This is a genomic window from Mesorhizobium sp. WSM2561 (assembly GCF_000513915.1).
Classification (GTDB): domain Bacteria; phylum Pseudomonadota; class Alphaproteobacteria; order Rhizobiales; family Rhizobiaceae; genus Mesorhizobium; species Mesorhizobium muleiense.
This window is the reverse complement of the sequence record NZ_AZUX01000029.1, coordinates 16,038-32,810: the sequence shown is the minus strand read 5'-3', so window position 1 is coordinate 32,810 and position 16,773 is coordinate 16,038. Positions and strand designations below refer to the sequence as shown.

General features: G+C 63.7%; 21 protein-coding genes. 17 read left to right on the top strand and 4 right to left on the bottom strand.

The genetic code is table 11. The features are described 5' to 3' along the window. Positions 1 to 20: 20 nt before the first annotated feature. The 8 genes from M727_RS0123080 (at position 21) to M727_RS0123045 (ending at position 7,284) form a co-directional block, all read left to right on the top strand. A complete protein-coding gene (locus tag M727_RS0123080; protein ID WP_027154635.1) occupies positions 21 to 638 on the top strand; it encodes a riboflavin synthase in 618 nt (205 codons plus the stop codon). A gap of 376 nt (positions 639 to 1,014) precedes the next feature. Next, entirely contained in the window at positions 1,015 to 1,509 is a 495-nt protein-coding gene (ribH, locus tag M727_RS0123075) for a 6,7-dimethyl-8-ribityllumazine synthase (protein WP_036263097.1), read from the top strand. Beyond that, positions 1,506 to 2,006, top strand: a complete 501-nt coding sequence (gene nusB, locus M727_RS0123070; protein ID WP_023798402.1) for a transcription antitermination factor NusB — start codon at positions 1,506 to 1,508, stop codon at positions 2,004 to 2,006. The genes ribH and nusB overlap by 4 nt, the downstream gene beginning before the upstream one ends. Then, positions 2,003 to 3,220, top strand: a complete 1,218-nt coding sequence (locus M727_RS0123065; RefSeq protein ID WP_027154633.1) for an MFS transporter — start codon at positions 2,003 to 2,005, stop codon at positions 3,218 to 3,220. Before nusB ends, M727_RS0123065 begins: the two co-directional genes overlap by 4 nt. A 250-nt stretch (positions 3,221 to 3,470) precedes the next feature. Next, positions 3,471 to 4,382, top strand: coding sequence for an ABC transporter substrate-binding protein (locus tag M727_RS0123060; protein ID WP_027154632.1), 912 nt, complete (start codon positions 3,471 to 3,473; stop codon positions 4,380 to 4,382). Positions 4,383 to 4,421: 39 nt separating this feature from the next. After that, positions 4,422 to 5,588 carry an ABC transporter permease gene (locus M727_RS0123055; RefSeq protein WP_027154631.1) on the top strand — a complete coding sequence of 389 codons (1,167 nt, stop codon included), beginning with the start codon at positions 4,422 to 4,424 and terminating at the stop codon, positions 5,586 to 5,588. Continuing rightward, positions 5,585 to 6,523 (top strand): ABC transporter ATP-binding protein, encoded by a 939-nt coding sequence (locus M727_RS0123050; RefSeq protein ID WP_027154630.1) that lies wholly within the window; start codon positions 5,585 to 5,587, stop codon positions 6,521 to 6,523. Before M727_RS0123055 ends, M727_RS0123050 begins: the two co-directional genes overlap by 4 nt. After that, positions 6,520 to 7,284, top strand: coding sequence for an ABC transporter permease (locus tag M727_RS0123045; protein ID WP_027154629.1), 765 nt, complete (start codon positions 6,520 to 6,522; stop codon positions 7,282 to 7,284). The genes M727_RS0123050 and M727_RS0123045 overlap by 4 nt, the downstream gene beginning before the upstream one ends. A gap of 10 nt (positions 7,285 to 7,294) precedes the next feature. Here the strand turns inward: M727_RS0123045 and M727_RS0123040 are convergent, their stop codons facing one another. Together M727_RS0123040 and M727_RS0123035 are read right to left on the bottom strand one after the other, a co-directional pair. Continuing rightward, on the bottom strand, positions 7,295 to 7,501 hold the full coding sequence (locus M727_RS0123040) for a type II toxin-antitoxin system HicA family toxin (protein ID WP_027154628.1): 207 nt from the start codon (positions 7,499 to 7,501) through the stop codon (positions 7,295 to 7,297). Beyond that, entirely contained in the window at positions 7,498 to 7,698 is a 201-nt protein-coding gene (locus tag M727_RS0123035) for a type II toxin-antitoxin system HicB family antitoxin (RefSeq protein ID WP_023798395.1), read from the bottom strand. The genes M727_RS0123040 and M727_RS0123035 overlap by 4 nt, the downstream gene beginning before the upstream one ends. Before the next feature lie 109 nt (positions 7,699 to 7,807). Between M727_RS0123035 and M727_RS41685 the strand changes: the two genes are divergently transcribed. Both M727_RS41685 and M727_RS0123025 read left to right on the top strand, forming a co-directional pair. Beyond that, positions 7,808 to 7,921, top strand: a complete 114-nt coding sequence (locus M727_RS41685; RefSeq protein ID WP_156941596.1) for a DUF2165 family protein — start codon at positions 7,808 to 7,810, stop codon at positions 7,919 to 7,921. A 251-nt stretch (positions 7,922 to 8,172) separates the two neighbouring features. After that, positions 8,173 to 10,314, top strand: coding sequence for a sodium-translocating pyrophosphatase (locus tag M727_RS0123025; protein WP_027154627.1), 2,142 nt, complete (start codon positions 8,173 to 8,175; stop codon positions 10,312 to 10,314). 292 nt (positions 10,315 to 10,606) lie between these two features. On the opposite strand, the gene M727_RS0123020 is transcribed toward M727_RS0123025, so the two are convergent. Then, a complete protein-coding gene (locus tag M727_RS0123020; RefSeq protein WP_236390076.1) occupies positions 10,607 to 11,134 on the bottom strand; it encodes an outer membrane protein assembly factor BamE in 528 nt (175 codons plus the stop codon). A gap of 129 nt (positions 11,135 to 11,263) precedes the next feature. On the opposite strand from M727_RS0123020, the gene M727_RS0123015 reads away from it, so the two are divergent. The 7 genes from M727_RS0123015 (at position 11,264) to M727_RS37115 (ending at position 16,238) form a co-directional block, all read left to right on the top strand. Then, positions 11,264 to 11,806 (top strand): ubiquinol-cytochrome C chaperone family protein, encoded by a 543-nt coding sequence (locus M727_RS0123015; protein ID WP_027154625.1) that lies wholly within the window; start codon positions 11,264 to 11,266, stop codon positions 11,804 to 11,806. 26 nt (positions 11,807 to 11,832) lie between these two features. Continuing rightward, on the top strand, positions 11,833 to 12,396 hold the full coding sequence (locus M727_RS0123010; protein WP_027154624.1) for a YceD family protein: 564 nt from the start codon (positions 11,833 to 11,835) through the stop codon (positions 12,394 to 12,396). Positions 12,397 to 12,527: 131 nt separating this feature from the next. Continuing rightward, entirely contained in the window at positions 12,528 to 13,598 is a 1,071-nt protein-coding gene (gene plsX / locus M727_RS0123005; protein ID WP_023798389.1) for a phosphate acyltransferase PlsX, read from the top strand. Between the two features lie 9 nt (positions 13,599 to 13,607). Further along, complete coding sequence (locus M727_RS0123000; RefSeq protein WP_027154623.1) at positions 13,608 to 14,579, top strand: beta-ketoacyl-ACP synthase III; 972 nt, start codon at positions 13,608 to 13,610, stop codon at positions 14,577 to 14,579. 106 nt (positions 14,580 to 14,685) lie between these two features. Then, entirely contained in the window at positions 14,686 to 15,009 is a 324-nt protein-coding gene (locus tag M727_RS0122995; RefSeq protein ID WP_023798387.1) for an integration host factor subunit alpha, read from the top strand. A gap of 196 nt (positions 15,010 to 15,205) precedes the next feature. Then, positions 15,206 to 15,748, top strand: a complete 543-nt coding sequence (locus tag M727_RS0122990) for a MerR family transcriptional regulator (protein ID WP_023798386.1) — start codon at positions 15,206 to 15,208, stop codon at positions 15,746 to 15,748. A 151-nt stretch (positions 15,749 to 15,899) separates the two neighbouring features. Beyond that, positions 15,900 to 16,238: a hypothetical protein gene (locus M727_RS37115; RefSeq protein ID WP_023798385.1), complete on the top strand. Its 339-nt coding sequence runs from the start codon at positions 15,900 to 15,902 to the stop codon at positions 16,236 to 16,238. Between the two features lie 53 nt (positions 16,239 to 16,291). On the opposite strand, the gene M727_RS0122980 is transcribed toward M727_RS37115, so the two are convergent. Beyond that, complete coding sequence (locus M727_RS0122980) at positions 16,292 to 16,567, bottom strand: hypothetical protein (protein ID WP_027154622.1); 276 nt, start codon at positions 16,565 to 16,567, stop codon at positions 16,292 to 16,294. Positions 16,568 to 16,773 lie beyond the last annotated feature (206 nt).

Below are 16,773 nucleotides of genomic sequence, written 5' to 3'. Positions count from 1 at the left end.
AACCAAGAAGACAGGATCTGATGTTTACCGGGATTGTCACCGATGTCGGCACCGTCGCTGCCGTCAAGCCGCTGAGAGAGGGCGTCGGCTTGCGCATCGACACCGCCTATAACCCGCAGACGATCGCCATTGGGGCTTCGATTTCCTGCGGCGGCGTCTGCCTGACGGTGACGGCGCTGCCGGAAAGCGGCGCCAACGCGCGCTGGTTCGAGGTCGAGGCCTGGGAAGAGGCACTCAGGCTGACGACGGCCATGGGCTGGAAATCCGGCACCAGGATCAATCTGGAGCGGCCGCTGAAGATCGGCGACGAACTCGGTGGCCACATCGTTTCAGGCCATGTCGACGGCATGGCCGAGATCGTTGCGCGCAAGGAGGAGGGCGATGCCGTGCGCTTTACGCTGGAAGCGCCGCGCGATCTGGCCAAGTTCATCGCACCCAAGGGTTCCGTCGCGCTCGACGGCACCTCGCTCACCGTCAACAAGGTCGACGGCACGCGCTTCGACGTGCTCTTGATCCATCACTCGCTGACCGTGACTACCTGGGGCGAACGCCGGGTCGGCGACCGCGTCAATCTGGAGATCGACACCATGGCCCGCTATGCGGCCCGCCTGGCCGAGGCCGCGAAAGAGGGGCTTTGATGGCCCTGCCGGAGAGCGGCGTGGATTCATACGGTTGTCCGAACAGGACGAGCACCTCGGATCTGATTAGCGCCTTGTTCCGTTCCGTTGGCGCTGCCCCTCACCCGCCTGCCGGCGACCTCTCCCCGTAAACGGGGCGAGGCGCTGTGATCGATGGTTTCGCCAATCACCAGCGTTGCAAAAAGGGCGCCGGCGATGCGGGCAGCCTCTTTCGCCCCGTTTACGGGGAGAAATGCCCGGCAGGGCAATGAGGGGCAGCGCCGGCTTCTGAGGAAACCAATGAAACCAATAATCAGGCACGTCCGCATCTCCACCAATCTTCTGCTTGCGATCAAACCGGCTTCGGCCTAAGTCACCGGCGATCCCGGAGACATCTATGGCTGGCACATCCCAACACGGCAAAGCGTTCATTCGCCCGAAGAAGAAGGCCCACCTTCTTGTCATCGAGGCACGCTTCCATGACGACCTTGCCGACGCGCTGCTCGAAGGCGCGACAAGCGCGCTCGAGGAAGCGGGCGCGACATACGACGTCGTCACCGTTCCGGGCTCGCTCGAAATTCCCGCAGTGATTTCCTTCGCCCTCGACGGCGCCGCCGAAGGCGGGTCGAGCTATGACGGCTTTGTCGCCCTCGGCACCATCGTGCGCGGCGACACCTATCATTTCGACATCGTCGCAAATGAATCGAGCCGTGCCCTGATGGACCTGTCCGTCCAGGAAGCGGTCTGCATTGGCAACGGCATCCTGACCACCGAAAATGACGAGCAGGCCTGGACGCGGGCAAGGCGTTCGGAAGGCGACAAGGGTGGCTTTGCCGCGCGTGCGGCGCTGACCATGATTGCCCTCAAGCAACAGTTGGGAGAGCGATCGTGAGCGAGCCCGCATCGCCCGGCCAGCCCGCGGTGCGCCACGCCAACAAGCGCGGTGCAGCCCGTCTGGCCGCCGTGCAGGCGCTCTACCAGATGGATGTGGCCGGCAGCGGCGTCTTCGAGATCACCGCCGAATACGAGGCGTTCAGGCTCGGCAAGGAAGTCGACGGCGCGCTCTATCGCGAGGCCGACGCGCAATGGTTTCGCGCCATCCTCGCCGGCGTCGTCGAGAACCAGAAGACCATCGATCCGATCATCCGCCAGGCGCTGACCGAGGACTGGCCGTTGTCCAGGCTCGACTCGACACTGCGCGCCATATTGCGCGCCGGCGTCTACGAACTGATGAAGCGCGAGGACGTGCCGGTGGCTGTCATCGTCTCGGAATATGTCGATATCGCCAAGGCGTTTTACGAAGAAGACGAGCCGAAGCTGGTCAACGCGGTGCTCGATCGCGTGTCGCGCCGGGTGCGCGGCGAAGGGCGTGGCAAGGACGCTTCATGACGGCCGTCGCTATCGCCGAGGCCGGCAGGGAAGCGCGCCGCACCGCGCTCATCCTTGCCGCTTCGCAGGCGATCATCGGCTCGGCCGCACCCATCGCCATTTCCGTGGGTGGGTTGGCCGGATATTATCTGCTCGGCTCCGACAAGTCGCTGGCGACGGCGCCGATCACCGGCTTCAACGTCGGCGTGGCGCTCGGCGCCCTGCCGGCAGCAGCCATCATCCGCCGGCTCGGCCAGCGCGACGGCTTCATGACCGGGACGATCGTCACTGCGCTCGGCGGTCTGGTCGCCACGCTGGCGCTATTTTACGCCAGCTTCTGGCTGTTCGCCTTTGGCCTGCTGGTGATCGGCATCGGCGGCGCTTTCGTCCAGCAATTCCGCTTCGCCGCCGCCGACAACGCACCGGCTGAATTCAAGGCGCGCGCCATCTCCTTTGTGCTGGCCGGCGGCATCGTCACCGCCATCCTTGGACCGCAGATCGTCATCTTCACCCGCGAATTGTTTGCGCCGGTGATGTTTGCCGGCTCGTTTGCCTCCATCCTGGTGCTGGCGGCGGTCGGCGCTGCCATCCTGTCGTTGCTGCGCATCCCGGCCAAGGCGACGGGCAAAGCGGAAATCGCCGACAGCGACGCGCGGCCGCTCGCCGAGATCGTCACCAGGCCGCGTTTCGTTGCGGCGCTGTTTTGCGCCGTTGGCAGCTATGCGCTGATGAGCTTCGTCATGACCGGCGCGCCGCTCGCCATGGTTGGCTGCGGCCTGTCGACGGACGACGCCACGCTCGGCATTTCCTGGCATGTCATGGCGATGTTCGCGCCGAGCTTCTTCACCGGCTCGCTGATCTATCGCTTCGGCGCCGAACGGATTGTCGCAACAGGCCTTGTGCTGCTGATCGGCTGCGCGGTGGTGGCGCTGTCGGGCCTGGCGCTGTGGCAGTTCTGGACGGCGCTGATCCTGCTCGGCCTTGGCTGGAATTTCGGCTTCATCGGCGCCACCGCCATGGTCGCCGACAGCTACCGGCCATCGGAGAGGGCCAAGGTCCAGGGTTTTCACGACTTCGTCCTGTTCGGCTCCGTCGCCTTCGCCTCGCTGATGTCGGGCGCGATCTACAACGCCTGGGGCTGGGAGATGCTGAACTGGATCATCTTCCCGGTGACGGTGCTGTGCTTCGTGGCGCTGGGCGTGCTGAAGATGACCGCGCGGCCGACCAGCTCATGACCCCGAACCGAAGGTTCGGAAGGACCATGCGCAAATCAATAGTGCTATAGCGTCCTTTGCGCGTCCAAACGGACGCGACGCGCTGTAGTGACATGACGCTGTCGGGATCAGACAGCAGCGGATTCACCCGCATCCGAACAAAATTATTGCCCCCATCCCCCTTCTTATGAAACCGTGTGCCCCGACGGGGCATTGAAGCCATGCTCATATGCGGCAGCCGCAGTCCGGTTCTCAGCAAGGGATTTGTGAAATGTTTTCAGTCAAGGTTCTGGCCGGCGCGGCACTGGCGCTCGGCATCACCGCAGCCTCGGCGAGCGCTCAGGTGGTCGTGTCGTCGAAGATCGACACCGAAGGCGGCGTGCTCGGCAACATCATCCAGCTGGTGCTGAACGCCAACAACATCCAGATCACCGATCGCATCCAGCTCGGCGGCACCCCTGTGGTGCGCAAGGCGATCACCGCCGGCGAGATCGACATCTATCCGGAATACACCGGCAATGCCGCCTTCTTCTTCGAAAAGGCCGACGATCCGGTGTGGAAGGATTCCGCCAAGGGCTATGAAACGGCCAAGAAGCTGGACTACGACGCCAACAAGATCGTCTGGCTGTCGCCGTCGCCGGCCAACAACACCTGGGCGATTGCGCTGCGCAAGGATGTCGCCGAGACCAACAAGCTGGCGACGCTGTCCGACTTCGGCAAATATGTCTCCGGCGGCGGCCAGGTGGTGCTGGCGGCCTCGGCCGAATTCGTCAATTCGGCTGCCGCGCTGCCGGCTTTCCAGACCACCTATGGCTTCACGCTTAAGCCGGACCAGCTGATCACGCTCTCCGGCGGCGATACGGCGGCGACCATCGCCGCCGCGGCGAACCAGACCAACGGCGCCAACGCCGCCATGGTCTACGGCACCGACGGCGGCATCGCGCCGTCCGGCCTGGTCGTGCTCGAAGACGACAAGGGCGTGCAGCCGGTCTACCAGCCGGCTCCGATCATCCGCGAGGCGGTGCTGAAGCAGCATCCCGAAATCGAGACGCTGCTGAAGCCGGTCTTCGCCAAGCTCGACCTCGTCACCCTGCAGGAACTGAACGGCCGCGTTCAGGTCGGCGGCGAGCCGGTCAAGGGCGTCGCCGAAGACTTTTTGAAGAAGAACGGGTTTTTGAAGTAGGCCAGCCCGTTTGAAAATGACGCCGGTGCGAGGCGCGCCATGACCACCCGCCTCGACAAGCTCGGCGTGGTCATCGCCGCGATCGTTGCCTATGCCGCCTTCGCCGCGCCCTTTGCCACCTTGCGCGCCAATCGCATCGTGCCAGGCGAGGCGCGCTCGATTCTTGAAGCGCTGCCGCCGACGTTGGGGCCGCTGCTGCTTGCAGTCGTCGTCGTTGCGGCGGTCGTCGCCTTGCTGAAAACGCCGCTGGTACCGCGCCTGGCCGCCAGCGTGGTCGCGCTTGCCGCACTGGCGCTGCTGATCGGCGTCGCCGGCAGCTTCCTGACGCCTGAGGGCAACAGCTTTGCCCGCATCTCGCCGGCTTCGGGTTTCTGGCTGCTCATCTTCGCCTTTACGCTGTTACTCGCCGATGGGCTGACGAGGCTGAACCTGTCGCCATCGGCGCGGATCGGCGTGCTCGTCGTCGCGGCAGCGGCGATCGGCCTGCTGCTGGTCTCGGGCAGCTGGAACAGTCTGTCGATTCTCAAGGAATACGCCAACCGTGCCGACAGTTTTTGGGCCGAAGGCTCCAAGCATGTGACGCTGGCGCTGGGCTCGCTGGCGGCGGCGGTGATAGCAGGCTTGCCGCTTGGCATCCTCTGCCACCGCGTCGAAAAATTGCGGGCCGGCGTGCTCAACGTGCTGAACATCATCCAGACCATTCCCTCGATCGCGCTGTTCGGCCTGTTGATCGCGCCGCTCGGCTGGGTCGCAACGCATGTGCCCGGCGCGGCCGCCCTCGGCATTCGCGGCATCGGCACCGCGCCCGCCTTCGTCGCCCTGTTTCTCTATTCGCTGCTGCCGGTGGTGGCCAACACCGTGGTCGGCCTTGCCGGCGTGCCGCGCGCCGCCAACGACGCCGCACACGGCATGGGCATGACCGAGCGCCAGCGCCTGTTCGGCGTCGAATTTCCACTGGCCTTCCCGGTGATCCTCACCGGCATCCGCATCGTGCTGGTGCAGAACATCGGCCTTGCCACCATTGCCGCGCTGATCGGCGGCGGCGGTTTTGGCGTGTTTGTGTTCCAGGGCGTTGGCCAGACGGCGATGGACCTGGTGCTGCTCGGCGCCGTGCCGACGGTGGCGCTGGCCTTTGTTGCCGCCATCATTCTCGACGCATTGATCGAAATGACCTCCACCAGGCGACGCGAGGCACAACCGGCATGATCGAGATCGAAGGCATTACCAAGCGCTATGACGCGACGACCGTCGTCGACGACGTGTCGATGGTGATCGAGCCGCGCACCATCTCCGTCATCGTCGGCACCTCCGGCTCCGGCAAGACGACGCTGCTGCGCATGATCAACCGGCTGGTCGAGCCGACCGCCGGCGTGATCAGGCTCGACGGCGCCGACAACCGCTCGCTGCCCGGCTACGAACTGCGCCGCAGCATCGGCTACGCCATCCAGGGCCATGGGCTGTTTCCGCATCGCACCGTGGCGCAGAACATCGCCACCGTGCCGGTGCTGCTCGGCTGGGACGCGGCCCGCATCAAGCGCCGTGTCGACGAGTTGATGACGCTCTACCAGCTCGATCCCCAGGCGTTCGGGCCACGCTATCCGCACGAACTCTCCGGCGGCCAGCAGCAGCGCGTCGGCGTCGCCAGGGCGCTTGCCGCGGAGCCGAACGTGCTGTTGATGGACGAGCCGTTCGGCGCGCTCGACCCGATCATCCGCAACAAGGCGCAGGAGGACCTTCTGGCGATCCAGAAGCGCTTCGGCACCACCATCATCCTCGTCACCCACGACATGGAAGAGGCGGTGCATATGGGCGACAAGATCGCGGTGATGGATGCCGGCAAGCTGGTGCAATATGCCAGGCCCGCCGAGATCCTGGCGAAGCCGGCCAGCACCTTCGTCGAGACCCTGGTCGGCGCCAGCGAAAAACCGTTCAGGCTGCTGTCGCTCGGTCGGGTGCGCGATGCCGTAGAGACGGGCGCCGCCGAAGGCGAGGCGATCCCCGCCGACGCCAGCCTGCGCGATGCGTTGGCCGAACTGTTGTGGTCGGGCCGCCCGGCGCTGCCGGTGACAGGCGCCGACGGCAAGCCGCTCGGCCGCGTGACCGTGGACGGGCTGGTGAAACGCGCGGCGAGGCCGGCATGAAAGAGGCCGGTGTAAAAGCCTGGCTTCCGTCACTGCTCAGGCTTGCCCTGGTGGTGCTGCTCATTGCGTTCGTGACCAATCCGGGTTGGTTCGAGCCGCTGCTGAAGCCGCTGACCGAGAGCAACGCGCCGGCAATCTACAACCAGGGCAGCCTGTTGACGCTGACGCTGCTGCACCTGATGACCGTGCTGATCGCGACGGTGGCGGCAACCATCGTTGCCGTGGCGCTCGCCATCCTGGTCACCCGGCCAGCCGGCGTCGAATTCCTGCCGCTGTCGCGCAGCCTGGTCAATATCGGCCAGACCTTTCCGCCGGTGGCGGTGCTGGCGCTGGCCGTGCCGGCCGTCGGCTTTGGCGAGAAGCCGACACTGATCGCGCTGTTTCTCTACGGCCTGCTGCCGATCTTCGAGAACGCGCTGACCGGGCTGACGACGCTGCCAGCCAATGTGGTCGAGGCGGCGCGCGGCGCCGGCATGACCGGCTGGCAAAGGCTGGTCAAGGTCGAGCTGCCGCTCAGCGCGCCGATCATTCTCGGCGGTATCCGGCTTTCGGTGGTCATCAGCCTCGCCACTGCGACGATCGGCTCGACCGTGGCGGCCAGGACGCTCGGCGAGGTGATCATCGCCGGTCTGTTGTCCAACAATCTCGCCTTCGTCCTGCAGGGCGGGCTGATCGTCGCCGCGCTTGCCGTGCTGATCTATGACGGGCTGTCGGCGATCGAGCGCTACACCGCACGCCGCATGGGGCAGGAGACGGCGTAATTAGCAAAACTCAGATATCGCCTTCGCTCATCTCGGCCAGCGCCAAGAGATGTCGCAAGAGTCCTGTTTTGAGCGGCCTGTTGCCGTGAATCGGGATCGAAAGGCGCACGATGCTGCCTTCCTTGCCGTAGATGTGATGACTGCCGGCAACACGCAAAAGCCTTCGTCCTTGCCGCTCGATGGCACGCGCAAGCTCCTTGCCGGAAATGGACTTCAAACAGCGATTTCCATGACCCGGCCGGGTTCTGAAGTGAAAGATAGCGGCTCTACGGAGAGGCAGCCTTCGATTGCTTCACGCAAGTTCTCGACAAGTTCGTCCAAGGTTTCACCCTGGGTCGCGCAGCCGGGAATTGCCGGCACTTCGGCCCAGTAGCCACCTTCTTCGGCTTCGTGAATGATCGCCTTGAACTTCATCGGTCATCTCCAACTCCACCCTGAAGATAGGCTGCCCCGCCGATATTTGCAAAGCTGCATGAGCACTGTCTATCTGCAAGTTCTGCCTGCCTGATCAGGCTCTCGACGGGTGTGGCAGTCCAACGTCTGCAACGGCCAGCAGAAGGCTTTCATGTTCTACATGACCATGCTGGCGGTGCTGATCTTCGCCGTCAGGCTGGACTGCGACCTGCGCAAAGGCTGACAACCGCCAGCCAATTTCAATCGATCTGATCGGGTGGCGGCACTTGCGAGCGTGTTGCCGCCATTGCTTTTGGGCGAAAGCCGAGGCTTTTGGGCGAAAGCCGGGCAAAAACCGAACAATATCTTGACGTTCGCAGCCCTGTTTCGCATAAGCCGATGCGAGGGGAGCGGATTCGGCGCGCGGAATCCGCTCCCCGTCTCAACGGCCCAGGGAGGGGTTCTTTTGGGTCATCAATCGAGGAAAATCCGGCAATGACCATAATTTTAGCTGTCATCGCCTGCGGTCTGCTTTCAGTCCTTTACGCCATCTGGGCGACAAAATCGGTCCTCGCGGCCGATCAGGGCAATGCACGCATGCAGGAAATTTCCGCGGCCATCCGCGAAGGCGCGCAGGCCTATCTGGCGCGCCAGTACACCACCATCGCCATCGTCGGCGTCGTGGTCCTGCTGCTCGCCTGGTGGCTGCTTTCGATCACCGCCGCCATCGGCTTCCTGATCGGCGCCGTTCTGTCGGGCGCCGCCGGCTTCATCGGCATGCACGTCTCGGTGCGCGCCAATGTGCGCACCGCGCAGGCGGCTTCCAACAGCCTCGCAGCCGGCCTCGAGATCGCCTTCAAGTCGGGCGCCATCACCGGCATGCTGGTCGCTGGCCTGGCCCTGCTCGGCGTCTCGATCTATTATCTGATCCTCACCCAATTCATGGGCCTCCAGCCCAACGACCGCGTCGTCATCGACTCGCTGGTTTCGCTCGGCTTCGGCGCCTCGCTGATCTCGATCTTCGCCCGTCTCGGCGGCGGCATCTTCACCAAGGGCGCCGACGTCGGCGGCGATCTCGTCGGCAAGGTCGAAGCCGGCATTCCCGAAGACGATCCGCGCAACCCGGCCACCATCGCCGATAATGTCGGCGACAATGTCGGCGACTGCGCCGGCATGGCCGCCGACCTGTTCGAGACCTATGCGGTGACCGTGGTCGCCACCATGGTCCTCGCCGCCATCTTCTTCGGCGGCACCGCCGTTCTCAGCGTCACGATGCTCTATCCGCTGGCCATCTGCGGCGCCTGCATCCTGACCTCCATCGTCGGCACCTTCTTCGTCAAGCTCGGCTCCAACGGCTCGATCATGGGCGCGCTCTATAAGGGCCTGATCGTCACGGGCCTGCTGTCGATCGTCGGCCTCGGCATCGCCACCTCGGCAACCCTGGGCTGGGGCGAAATCGGCACGGTCGCCGGCATGGCCATCACCGGCACCAACCTGTTCATCTGCGGCCTGATCGGCCTTCTGGTGACCGGCCTCATCGTGGTGATCACCGAATACTACACCGGCACCGACAAGCGCCCGGTGAACTCCATCGCCCAGGCCTCGGTCACCGGTCACGGCACCAACGTCATCCAGGGCCTTGCGGTCTCGCTGGAATCGACGGCACTTCCTGCGATCGTCATCGTCGGCGGCATCATATCGACCTACCAACTCGCCGGCCTCTACGGCACGGCGATCGCAGTCACCACGATGCTCGGCCTTGCCGGCATGATCGTTGCGCTCGACGCCTTCGGCCCGGTCACCGACAATGCCGGCGGCATCGCCGAAATGGCCGGCCTGCCCAAGGAAGTGCGCCAGTCGACCGATGCGCTCGATGCCGTCGGCAACACCACCAAGGCGGTGACCAAGGGTTACGCCATCGGTTCGGCCGGTCTCGGCGCGCTGGTGCTGTTTGCGGCCTACTCCAACGACCTGAAGTTCTTTGCCGCCAATGGCGACAAATACCCTTACTTCCAGGGCATGGGCGAAGTCTCTTTCGACCTCTCCAACCCTTATGTCGTCGCCGGTCTGATCTTCGGCGGTCTGATTCCGTATCTGTTCGGCGGCATCGCCATGACGGCTGTCGGCCGTGCGGCGGGCGCCATCGTCGAGGAGGTGCGCAAGCAGTTCCGCGAGGATCCGGGCATCATGGCCGGCACCTCGAAGCCGAACTATGCGCGTGCGGTCGATCTTCTGACCAAGGCGGCGATCCGGGAAATGATCATTCCGTCGCTGCTGCCGGTGCTGGCGCCGCTGGTCGTCTATTTCGGCGTGCTGCTGATCTCGGGCTCGAAGGCGTCCGCCTTTGCAGCCCTTGGCGCCTCGCTGCTCGGCGTCATCGTCAACGGCCTGTTCGTCGCCATCTCGATGACCTCCGGCGGCGGCGCCTGGGACAATGCGAAAAAATCGTTCGAGGACGGCTTTACCGACAAGGACGGCGTCAAGCATCTCAAGGGCTCCGAGGCGCACAAGGCCTCGGTGACCGGCGACACGGTCGGCGATCCCTACAAGGACACCGCCGGTCCGGCAGTCAACCCGGCGATCAAGATCACCAACATCGTCGCCCTGCTGCTGCTGGCCGTGCTCGCGCACGGCTGAGGCGGCTTGGCCTTCCGAGGCCGAGATCCACAACCGAACCCGCGGGAGCGATCCCGCGGGTTCGTCTATTTTGGACGTCCAGCATCAGGGAATTGACGCCCGTGACAGCTCCAAAAGCTCGCGTTCAAGTCGTCTGCGGCCCGCAGCCTGCGACAATGGCTTTCTGGCTCAAAACAAAAACCCGCAGGATCGCTCCCGCGGGTTTTCGGTCGCCTGAGATGTTGCTGCTTCCCCTCGAAGTTAAAAGAAGGGAAGCAAAAAAAGGATGAGAAGCCGATTCTGCCGGGATTGATCAGGTGTCGGGCGAGGCGCCGCCGCCGCCGGGGAGGCCGGGCGCCAGCTTGCTGGCGCCACCCATGATCTGGCTGAGGAAGTTCTGGTCCTTGCCGCCGGTCGGCGTGGTCCGCGAGATGAAGTCGAACACCTTGCCGTCCTTCAGGCCGTAATTGGCGATCTGGGTAACGCGCCCGTCCTCGCCGAAATAGACGGCCAGCACCTTCTGGTCGACCAGCCTCGGCTTGTCGAAGGCGACGTAACGCTTGCGCGTCTGTGAGATGTAGTAGAAGGCCTCGTTGTCGAAAGTCGCCTTGGTCGACGGGGTGCCGAGCGCCAGAAGCACCTGTTCGCGGCTCGAGCCGACCGGCACCAGGTCGATCGCCTGCTGGTCGATGACGTAGCCCTGCGTCAGCGTCTCGCTCGGATTGAGATCACCGATCATCTTCGACGAGTTGCAGCCGCAAAGCGCCGAAGCTGCCACCAGCAGCGAGATCGCGCCGGCGGATCTCGGAAAAGCGGACCTGGGCAGAAAAGTCGACTTGATTTTCAGCGCGCGCAACTACAACTCCATTAGCTGGCCGCAACTTGCGCTGGGCCGCAAAACCGGTAAACCAGCTTGCTCGCCGATGCAACAAGGCCAATTCAACAAACGGTCCCCGGGAGACCACCCTCAATGTTCCAGCGCCTTTTTGGTCGCGAACGTCACGCCAACCGCGCTATCACCGAGGCGCTTTACGCACAAATCGTGGCAGCGGCGCGGCAAACCGTGTTTTATTCCGACTGGGATGTCCCGGACACGCCGCTTGGCCGCTTCGAGATGCTGTCGCTGCACATGTTCCTGTTCCAGCACCGGCTGCGCGGCGAGGGTGGTGTTGCCGGGGAGGTCGCGCAGGTGCTGATCGACGAGTTCTTCATGGATGTCGAGCATTCGCTGCGCGAACTCGGCATCGGCGACGTCGGCGTGCCGAAGCGCATGAAGAAACTGGCGAAGATGTTTTATGGCCGCACCGCCGCCTATGACGATGCGCTGGAACGAAACGACCATGACGCACTCGTCGCGGCGCTTGCCCGCAATGTCAGGCCCGATGCCGGCACCTGGCCGCAGGCGACGCATCTGGCCGGCTACGTCGCCGATGTCTCCAGGCGACTCGCGGAACAGCCGACCGAATCGATTGTTTCCGGCACTGTGGCATTCCCCGCGGCCAAACCTATTTAAGAAAACAAGCCTATTTAAAGGAAAAGATGAAACACGCCGATTCCCAGAGCCCCGATCGCCAGAGCCCCGTGTCCTTCGTGGCCAACGTCGCCCGGCTGCCGCAAAAGGGACTGCCGGTGCTGATCGAGGCCGACGCCGCGCAGCGCGCCGCGCTGGCAGGCGAGCACGAGTTGCTGTCGGTCGAGAACTATCGCGCCGAACTGCTGGTGGCGCCATGGAAGCGCAACGGCGTCAAGGTCAGCGGCCGCGTCGAGGCCGATATCACCCAGGCCTGCATCGTCACCCTGGACCCGATCGAGGCGCATATCGACGAGGCGGTCGACGCACTGTTCCTGCCGGAGCAGTCGAAGCTCGGGCGGCAGGGTTTCGAGGGCGGTGGCGAGATAATGCTCGATGCCGAAGGGCCGGACAGCCCGGAAACATTTTCCGGCAATTCAATCGATGTCGGGGCGTTCGCCGAACAGTTCTTTGGACTGGCGATCGATCCCTATCCGCGCAAGCAAGGCGTTTCGATGGAGGCTGCCGACGATGCCGGGACTGTGGAAAGCGAATTTCAGCAAAAGCTGCGTTCCCTGCTGGGGAAATCCTGAAAACCCGACCCAATCGGAGAAAGCCGGTTGTGCGGCAGCCCAAAAACGCTATTTTCGCCGAACCTTCGCGAGCCCCAAACCCGTTGCCAGCGCCAGGCGCTCGCTCAAGCAAACTGTGAGATGAACACCGCGTGATCAGGATTTCCATCGATGCCATGGGCGGCGATCACGGACCAAGCGTGGTCATCCCGGCGCTCATGACGGTCGCGACCCGGCGTCCCGACATCCGCTTCGTCATCTATGGTCGCGAGGAGGCAGTGCGCCCCGAACTCGCAAAGCTGCCCAAGCTGGCGGAAGTCAGCGAGTTCATCCACTGCGAGATAGCAGTCCGGATGGACGACAAGCCGAGCCAGGCGCTGCGCCATGGCCGCTGGAAGTCGTCGATGTGGAAAGCGGTCGAGGCGGTCAAGGCAGGCACTGCCGACGCCTGCATCTCGGCCGGCAACACCGGCGCGCTGATGGCGATGTCGAGATTCTGCCTCCGCACCATGGCGACCATCGACCGTCCGGCGATCGCGGCGCTGTGGCCGACATTGCGTGGCGAAAGCGTGGTGCTGGACGTCGGCGCCACCATCGGCGCGGATGCGCATCAACTGGTTGATTTTGCCATTCTGGGCACTGGCATGGCGCGCTCGGTTTTCGGCATCGAACGGCCGAGCGTCGGTCTGCTCAATGTCGGCGTCGAGGAGATCAAGGGCCAGGAAGAGGTCAAGGAGGCGGGCCGCATGTTGCGCGAGGCCAACATGGCCTCGATGAACTACCATGGTTTCGTCGAGGGCGACGACATCGGCAAGGGCACGGTCGACGTGGTCGTCACCGAAGGATTTGCCGGCAACATCGCGCTGAAAACGGCGGAAGGCACGGTACGGCAGATCGCCGGTTACCTGCGCGCCGCGATGGACCGCACGCTGATGGCCAGGATCGGCTATGTATTCGCCAAGGGCGCCTTTGATCGCCTGCGCGAAAAGATGGATGTCGGCCGCTCCAACGGCGGGGTTTTCCTGGGTCTGAACGGCGTCGTGGTGAAAAGCCATGGCGGCGCCGATTCGGACGGCTTCGCGGCGGCGATCGAGCTTGGCTACGACATGGTGCGCAACAATCTGCTCGATCGCATCGAAGCCGATCTTGATCTGTTCCATGCGCGCAATCCGCATGCCCAGACATCCAGGAAATCCGACGTCGTTGCCGACGCAGAGGAATAGGAAAGAGCCTTGATCAGATCAGTCGTGCGCGGCACAGGCGCCGCGCTGCCCCGCCGCATCATGAAGAATGCCGATTTCGAAGGCATGGTCGAGACGTCAGACGCATGGATTGCCCAGCGCACCGGCATCCGCCAGCGCCATATCGCGGCCGACGACGAGACGACGGCTTCGCTCGGCGAGGCGGCGGCGCGCGCAGCCCTCGACAATGCCGGCCTGACGCCTGCCGATATCGACCTGATCGTGCTGGCGACCTCGACTCCCAACAACACCTTTCCGGCGACCGCCGTCGACATCCAGAACCGGCTCGGCATGCATCACGGCTTCGCCTTCGACATGCAGGCAGTGTGCTCGGGCTTCGTCTACGCGGTGACGACGGCCGACCTCTATATCCGCGGCGGCCTCGCCAAACGCGTGCTGGTGATCGGCTCCGAAACCTTTTCGCGCATCCTCGACTGGAGCGATCGCTCGACCTGCGTGCTGTTTGGCGACGGCGCCGGCGCGATGGTGCTGGAAGCAGGCGAGGGGGCGGGCGGCATTGCCGACCACGGCGTGCTGGCGGCCAGCCTGCGCTCCGACGGGGCTCACAAGGACAAGCTGTTCGTCGACGGTGGAGCGTCGACCACCGGAACGGTGGGCCATCTCAGGATGGAAGGCCGCGAAGTGTTCAAGCACGCGGTCGGCATGATCACCGACGTCATCGAGGCGACGTTCTCAGCTGCCGGGATCACCGCTGAAGATCTCGACTGGTTCGTGCCGCATCAGGCCAACAAGCGGATTATCGACGCTTCCGCCAGGAAGCTCGGGATAGCAGAACAAAAGGTGGTGGTTACCGTCGATTTGCACGGTAACACCTCGGCTGCCTCGGTGCCGCTGGCGCTGTCGGTGGCGGTCGCCGACGGCCGCATCAAGAAGGGTGATCTGGTGCTGATCGAGGCGATGGGCGGCGGCTTCACCTGGGGCGCGGTCCTGCTTCGCTGGTAAGTGCCGAACGGACAGGTTCGGTCCTTGACCTTGCCGGATCAATTACTTAGGCTCTATCTTTGCTTATATAGAGTTATGTTTTTTTGAGCTGATGGGGACGGTTCGCATGGGGGGAAAGACACTTACGCGAGCCGATCTTGCTGAAGCCGTTTATCGCAAGGTTGGCCTGTCGCGTACTGAATCGGCCGAGCTCGTCGAAGCGGTTCTGGACGAGATCTGCGAGGCGATCGTTCGCGGCGAGACGGTGAAATTGTCGTCGTTCGCAACCTTCCATGTCCGCTCCAAGAACGAGCGCATCGGGCGCAACCCCAAAACCGGCGAGGAAGTGCCGATCCTGCCGCGCCGCGTGATGACCTTCAAATCGTCGAATGTGCTGAAAAACCGCATCCTGCGCGCGCACCAGATCAGCAAGGCCAAGGGCAGCAAATAGCGCCTGCGCTTCAAAGCCCGGTTGAAAACGGTCGCCTGCTTTGACGCCGGGCTTGAATATTGTTTCATAAACCGCTGAAATAAGGCTCGATTCGGCACAACAAGCCGGATCGGAATGACTCTTTGTTGAGCATGATCCTGGACGAAAACCGTTTTCCCACTTTTCGGGACCATGCTCCAGCGTGAGGATTTCGCCCATGGACAAGAGCCCCGACGCTTTCCGCACCATCAGTGAGGTCGCAGAAGATCTCGACCTGCCGCAGCATGTGCTGCGTTTTTGGGAAACGCGTTTCAACCAGATCAAGCCGATGAAGCGCGGCGGTGGCCGCCGCTACTACCGGCCGCAGGATGTCGAACTGATCAAGGGCATCCGCCACATGCTCTACGATCAGGGATACACGATCAAGGGTGTGCAGAAGCTGTTGCGCGAGAACGGCAATCATTTCCTGGTCGCCATCGGCAATGGCGACATGGCGGCCGTCGAGGCGATCTCGCAGCGCCGGCAGGCCGATGCGGTGCCGTTGACGCCGGCGGCCCAGCCGCGCGGCGCCGATGACGAGATGCTGGTCGGCGAGCCCAAGGTGAAACCCAGCCGGCGCTTTTTCGGCCTGGGCAAGACCGAGGAAGAAGGCCCGGTGCAGCCGGGCACGTCGAAACTCTCGCGCGACAATCGCGCTTTGCTGCAGGAGGCGCTGTTCGATCTTCTGGAATGCAAGCGCCTGCTCGATCAGGTGCGCTAGCGCATGGCCCCGGGATAGCGACTGCATAGAACGTCACGCGGGTCGCATGAATCGCTTCTGACGCGACGCGCTCTGGGCCCCGATCGGTCGCGGCAAAAACCGGAACCGGTTTTGCGATCGTGCGTTCCTTCGCAAAAGAAGGAAGCCTGTCATGGTATCATTTTCGACCCTCTCCGACATCGATCTTGAAAAACAGGTCGCGGCTCTCTCCAGGGAACTGGCGGCGTTGAGGAAAGCCGTTTCCAGGCGCGGCAGCGCCTATTACGAAGACGGGCGTGACACCGCGTCGGACTATTACTCGGACCTCGCCGAGCGTTTCAGTGACGCTCTGCCTGCGATCAGGAGGCATGGCAGGGTGATAGAGAAGACAGCCCGCGATCATCCCGCGACAGCCGCCGCAGTCGGTCTGGTTGTGGTCGGGCTCGTCGCCAGCCTGTTCCTCAGCCGCCAGCAGAAAACGTCGCGGACGAGATCGAGATCGGCACGTTGAGCCAAGAAAATGGCGGCGCGGACGGCCGCCATCTTCGTTGACCAAAAGGTCGATCAGCGGGCGAGCTTGAGCTTGTTCTTCGGGCTGACCTGCGCGGTCTGGCTGCATTTGCCGTAGACGGTGCCGTTGGAGTCGGTGGCGTCCGTATAAGTGCCCTTGCAGTCGAGCTGCAGCACCAGGCAGTGACCCGCGCCCTTGCAAACCGCGCCGCCGCCGCTCGGATGCGTGCCGTTGGCGAAGGCTGAGCCCGGCAGTGAAATCGAACCGAAGGCCGAGACGACGATGGCAGCGGCGAGCGACAGGAGCTTGAAGTTCGAGATGTTGGTCATTTGAGCATTTCCTTCTCTTGATCGAGGATCGCCGTCAGGGCGTCCTTCCGGTTGGGACCGCCTTTGTGGCGTCCATGCCGTGTTGGTGCGGCCCGGAGAGAAAAGGTTCACGCGTCGGTTCAAGAAAATTCGCAGCCCCTGACGCGTTCTGCGTGCTCCGGCTCCCGCTGCTGAGATTCGATCCGCTCAAAACGGCTGACGGGCCA

Bases quoted from the DNA above. Each gene is read 5' to 3' on its own strand.
- M727_RS0123015 (WP_027154625.1), top strand. From the start codon at position 11,264: ATGTTCCAGCGCCTTTTTGGTCGCGAACGTCACGCCAACCGCGCTATC.
- M727_RS0123055 (WP_027154631.1), top strand. From the start codon at position 4,422: ATGACCACCCGCCTCGACAAGCTCGGCGTGGTCATCGCCGCGATCGTT.
- M727_RS0123045 (WP_027154629.1), top strand. From the start codon at position 6,520: ATGAAAGAGGCCGGTGTAAAAGCCTGGCTTCCGTCACTGCTCAGGCTT.
- M727_RS0123060 (WP_027154632.1), top strand. From the start codon at position 3,471: ATGTTTTCAGTCAAGGTTCTGGCCGGCGCGGCACTGGCGCTCGGCATC.
- M727_RS0123080 (WP_027154635.1), top strand. From the start codon at position 21: ATGTTTACCGGGATTGTCACCGATGTCGGCACCGTCGCTGCCGTCAAG.
- M727_RS0122980 (WP_027154622.1), bottom strand. From the start codon at position 16,567: ATGACCAACATCTCGAACTTCAAGCTCCTGTCGCTCGCCGCTGCCATC.
- M727_RS0123050 (WP_027154630.1), top strand. From the start codon at position 5,585: ATGATCGAGATCGAAGGCATTACCAAGCGCTATGACGCGACGACCGTC.
- M727_RS37115 (WP_023798385.1), top strand. From the start codon at position 15,900: ATGGTATCATTTTCGACCCTCTCCGACATCGATCTTGAAAAACAGGTC.
- M727_RS0122995 (WP_023798387.1), top strand. From the start codon at position 14,686: ATGGGGGGAAAGACACTTACGCGAGCCGATCTTGCTGAAGCCGTTTAT.
- M727_RS0122990 (WP_023798386.1), top strand. From the start codon at position 15,206: ATGGACAAGAGCCCCGACGCTTTCCGCACCATCAGTGAGGTCGCAGAA.
- M727_RS0123035 (WP_023798395.1), bottom strand. From the start codon at position 7,698: ATGAAGTTCAAGGCGATCATTCACGAAGCCGAAGAAGGTGGCTACTGG.
- M727_RS0123025 (WP_027154627.1), top strand. From the start codon at position 8,173: ATGACCATAATTTTAGCTGTCATCGCCTGCGGTCTGCTTTCAGTCCTT.
- M727_RS0123065 (WP_027154633.1), top strand. From the start codon at position 2,003: ATGACGGCCGTCGCTATCGCCGAGGCCGGCAGGGAAGCGCGCCGCACC.
- ribH (WP_036263097.1), top strand. From the start codon at position 1,015: ATGGCTGGCACATCCCAACACGGCAAAGCGTTCATTCGCCCGAAGAAG.
- M727_RS0123010 (WP_027154624.1), top strand. From the start codon at position 11,833: ATGAAACACGCCGATTCCCAGAGCCCCGATCGCCAGAGCCCCGTGTCC.